Origin of the sequence: Vibrio sp. V12_P9A6T4 (assembly GCF_963874835.1) — a bacterium.
GTDB lineage: Bacteria > Pseudomonadota > Gammaproteobacteria > Enterobacterales > Vibrionaceae > Vibrio > Vibrio anguillarum.
On sequence record NZ_CAWNJO010000010.1, the window covers coordinates 1 to 3,614 of the forward strand.

Annotated in this window: 5 protein-coding genes; 4 read left to right on the plus strand and 1 reads right to left on the minus strand. The window is 41.6% G+C overall.

Features of this window, described 5'->3' with window-relative positions:
• The first annotated feature begins 134 nt into the window (after positions 1–134).
• The 4 genes from AACQ42_RS00165 (at position 135) to AACQ42_RS00180 (ending at position 2,522) form a co-directional block, all read left to right on the plus strand.
• Complete coding sequence (locus AACQ42_RS00165; RefSeq protein ID WP_069573255.1) at positions 135–467, plus strand: PBPRA1643 family SWIM/SEC-C metal-binding motif protein; 333 nt, start codon at positions 135–137, stop codon at positions 465–467.
• An 822-nt stretch (positions 468–1,289) separates the two neighbouring features.
• Positions 1,290–1,562, plus strand: a complete 273-nt coding sequence (locus AACQ42_RS00170; RefSeq protein ID WP_013867770.1) for a type II toxin-antitoxin system TacA family antitoxin — start codon at positions 1,290–1,292, stop codon at positions 1,560–1,562.
• Positions 1,559–2,056 carry a GNAT family N-acetyltransferase gene (locus AACQ42_RS00175; protein ID WP_094165581.1) on the plus strand — a complete coding sequence of 166 codons (498 nt, stop codon included), beginning with the start codon at positions 1,559–1,561 and terminating at the stop codon, positions 2,054–2,056. The genes AACQ42_RS00170 and AACQ42_RS00175 overlap by 4 nt, the downstream gene beginning before the upstream one ends.
• Before the next feature lie 343 nt (positions 2,057–2,399).
• The gene (locus tag AACQ42_RS00180; RefSeq protein WP_254918574.1) at positions 2,400–2,522 is read left to right on the plus strand and encodes a hypothetical protein; all 123 of its coding nucleotides are present in this window, start codon (positions 2,400–2,402) and stop codon (positions 2,520–2,522) included.
• Between the two features lie 182 nt (positions 2,523–2,704).
• On the opposite strand, the gene AACQ42_RS00185 is transcribed toward AACQ42_RS00180, so the two are convergent.
• Positions 2,705–3,343, minus strand: coding sequence for a hypothetical protein (locus AACQ42_RS00185; protein WP_017045405.1), 639 nt, complete (start codon positions 3,341–3,343; stop codon positions 2,705–2,707).
• Positions 3,344–3,614: the final 271 nt, after the last annotated feature.

Here is a 3,614-nt window from a genome sequence, read left to right on the forward strand (position 1 = left end):
CGCGTTGGCAATCCCTCTTGAGCCGTTTGTTATACCGTGATCCGATGCACATTGTAGGAACTTCTTTATCAATTGCCATAGTGCCGTATAATCGCGGCCAAATTACACCACAACAATCCATCAGTGAGTTGCAAATGTCCAAACTATTTTTCAAAGGTCGAATCGATGCTAGACAAAACCACGTCATTTCAGGCTACAACGTAAACCGTGATGTAAAAGCAGGCACTGACGAAGCTCCAATCAATGTTGTCGTCCCAACCGAGGCTCGTAAAGCAGAGATAGAAATATTACTTTCTGAGCACTCAATAGTGGCTGATATTGTCATTGACTCAAAGCAACCAGAGAACACTGTTGAGCTTGATACGCTATTAAACAAACCTAAAACTATTACCTATGACAAAACACCAAACCGTAATGAACCGTGCATTTGCGGAAGCGGGAAAAAGTACAAAAAGTGCTGTGCTTAAACCCCTCGATAATTACGTCCAAAGCCGTCTTCTGACGGTTTTTATAAACTAGAACCTATACGATGCTCTGCGCGTAAGTTAAAACGGTATAACGCCCGGCTAAGGGGTTGACAACGCACCGCCGAACTCAAAAAACACACTGTAAACACTGAACTTCAATTTTGAACTAAAGCCGCCACGCGTTGGCAATCCCTCTTGAGCCGTTTGTTATGCAAATTCAATAAGATAAACTGACTTTACTCGTTCAAAAGCCACGATTGCAATGGTTGAGTGATTCAAGAATCAACCCAAGCAAGAACTGTGATAAATGAGCCGCCAAAACAAAGCCCACCTTTCAACAACAAACCAAGCTTTTGAATCAGGAAAACTCAACAAGCAAGACTTTCAGCAAGCAAAAAATACTCGATAAACTTGCCCTTTCCACACTTTGCGCCCGCTAAATTCACAACAAACCAGCACCAAAACTCATTGAGGCAAACAAAGAACCCTGCCTGTTTTACGGTTTGAGTTAACCACGAATCTGAGGGTAAAAAGCTCATTTGCCGACAGCTCAAAACGAATGGCCGGAGAAATCCCAAAAGATTGAGCCCCTAAATTTACCTGAGTTGCATAACGCCCAATTAAGTGGTGAACAACGCACTGACCAAGCCACCGCATTGCACCGTAAAACACTTTACTCAACGCATAGTAAAACTGCCACGCGTTGAGAATCCACTTGAATTGTTTGTTAGTTTGCGTGCCAAAGTGACACAACGATTGCTAATTGCACATTTTAAGACCATAATACCCATGTGACATTTTGACACGACAGGAGATAACATTATGGCTACTACTTTGCCTCGCATCACCGCTAGAGTTGATGTCGATACACAAGATTTACTCACTAAAGCTGCCGCTATCGCTGGTATGTCTAGTATTAACTCATTTGTTCTAAGCGCTGCAATTGAAAAGGCTAAACAAGTCATCGAACGTGAGCAAGCTTTAAAACTGAGCCAAGCCGATGCGATTTTGCTGATGGACGCATTAGACCGCCCAACAGCACAGAACTCAAAACTAAGAGCGGCCTCTGAACGATACGAGAGCAAGGCTCAATGATGAATACGGTACTTTTAGATAAAGTTAAACACGATAGAAACCGATTCAACTGTGGTATCGAAGCTCTCAATAATTACTTAAAAGTAATGGCGAGTCAGCAAACAAAGAAAGACAACACCAGAACGTTTGTTCTGGAAGATGATAACGACAGCTCACATATCATCGGCTTTTACACGCTAACAATGACACCAATTGACTTAAAGGCATTGCCCGATAAATTACAAAAAAAGCACCAATCATCCACCTCTGGTGGCCTAATTGCCCGTCTTGCTGTCGATGACAGATACAAAAGGAAAGGCTTTGGTGAGTGGCTGCTCATCGATGCACTCAGAAAGCTATTAGCTGCTAGTGATAGCGTTGCATTTCCAGTTGTTATCGTTGATGCCAAAGACGGTGCAAAATATTTTTATGAACGCTATGGCTTTCAGGCATTTCAAGACGCTGAAAACAAACTCTTCATCACCATTGCGGATGTAAGAGCAAGCTTAGGCTAGTTAACTGCTAGCCTGTAGCAAACTAACGCCCAATTAAGGGGTGAGCAACGCTACCACCCAACCTAAAGCATTGTACCGTAACCACTAAATTTGAAGTAGAAGCAAAAATGCCAAGCGTTGGGAATCCCTCTTAAATTGTTTGTTATGTTTTACCACAAACGACTGATTTAATTGGCAAAGAACTGCTTTGTTGAGCCCATTTCAAGAAGTAAATCACACGCTCAAACTCACTTGGCCGCCAGAGGCACAAAACACGAAGCGAGTAAATCCACTTCCCTTCCCAATGAGGCAACCAGATAAACGTTCAACAAACGCCCTTTCTTTCCAACCAAAGCGCAGAACAATGGCAAATTGCCGAGGCAACTGCCAAGCCGAAATGCTACTTGGCAAATGCGCTCAAAGCGACTTAGAGCCAGTGAAACTTGAAGCCAACCGCCACGACCTGAAAATGAAGCAACTCGAATGAACTGCCAAAGGGGCAAAGAACATAGATCGAAGAAGCTTTAAGCCACTGAAATACAAGTAAACATAACGCCGCATTATGTGGTGAACAACGCACCACCAAACTTCAAACATAGTGCCATAAACACCGCACTAAAACTTTAAACTGAAGCCGCCGAGCGTTGTGAATCCATCTTAAATGCTTTGTTAAGCCTCATTTACTCGTAATATTTTTCTAAAGTCTTTTTCTACTTCTACTCTAGCTTTGCCCATTTCAGTATCAACCTTCATAAATAGTTTTTGTAGCTCAGGAGTAATGCCTTTTGACAACGATTGATTTGAATTAATTACTAATCTTGCTTGATCCAGTGCTTGGGCTGCGGCCACATAAAAACCACTGACATTTTTTGCCACTTCCTTAGAAAAATAGATTTTGTTCTTTTCGAAGTGGATCATAAACAAATCAAATTTTGGTAGAGCAAGATTATATGCTTCACTTTTACTCGGTTTTTCCCTTCCAAAATAATCTGGTCGTATAGTGTCGAAAATAGCTTCGTGAAGATCTACGAGAAGTTTATAGTTTTCATCAATAATAGTTGCTCTTTTTTCAATTAGATTGGCATGCCCCAACTGCGCTGCGTGTCTTTCTAATTGTAATTCATGCTCTAGGGATTGAGCTTTTCGTGCATGTTCAGCTTTGAGTTCTGCAATATCAATATCTATAACAGCTTTCTCACGTAGGTGAATTCTGTCCTTCCACACTTTACCTAGCCAACCAGCTAAACCCGATAATAGAACTGAGGCACCGCCTATCTGCGCAAGTGTTAATTCAAAAATTTGATCCATATATTTTATTACTCCGACTAATGAAAGAGGCTTAACGCCCGCTTAAGGGGCAGCCAACGCTACTACTAAGCTTCCGCATAACACCGAAATCACAAAAAGCAACGCATAGTAAAAATGCCACGCGTTGGCTGTCCCTCTTAAAGCGTTTGTTAGGCATTTTACAACGCATTGATATTATTGATTAATTCCCAACATTCTAATGACTCGCCATCACTATCCACAGAAATATTTTTATAAATAAATCCATTTTTGCGAACAACATTGAGTGACG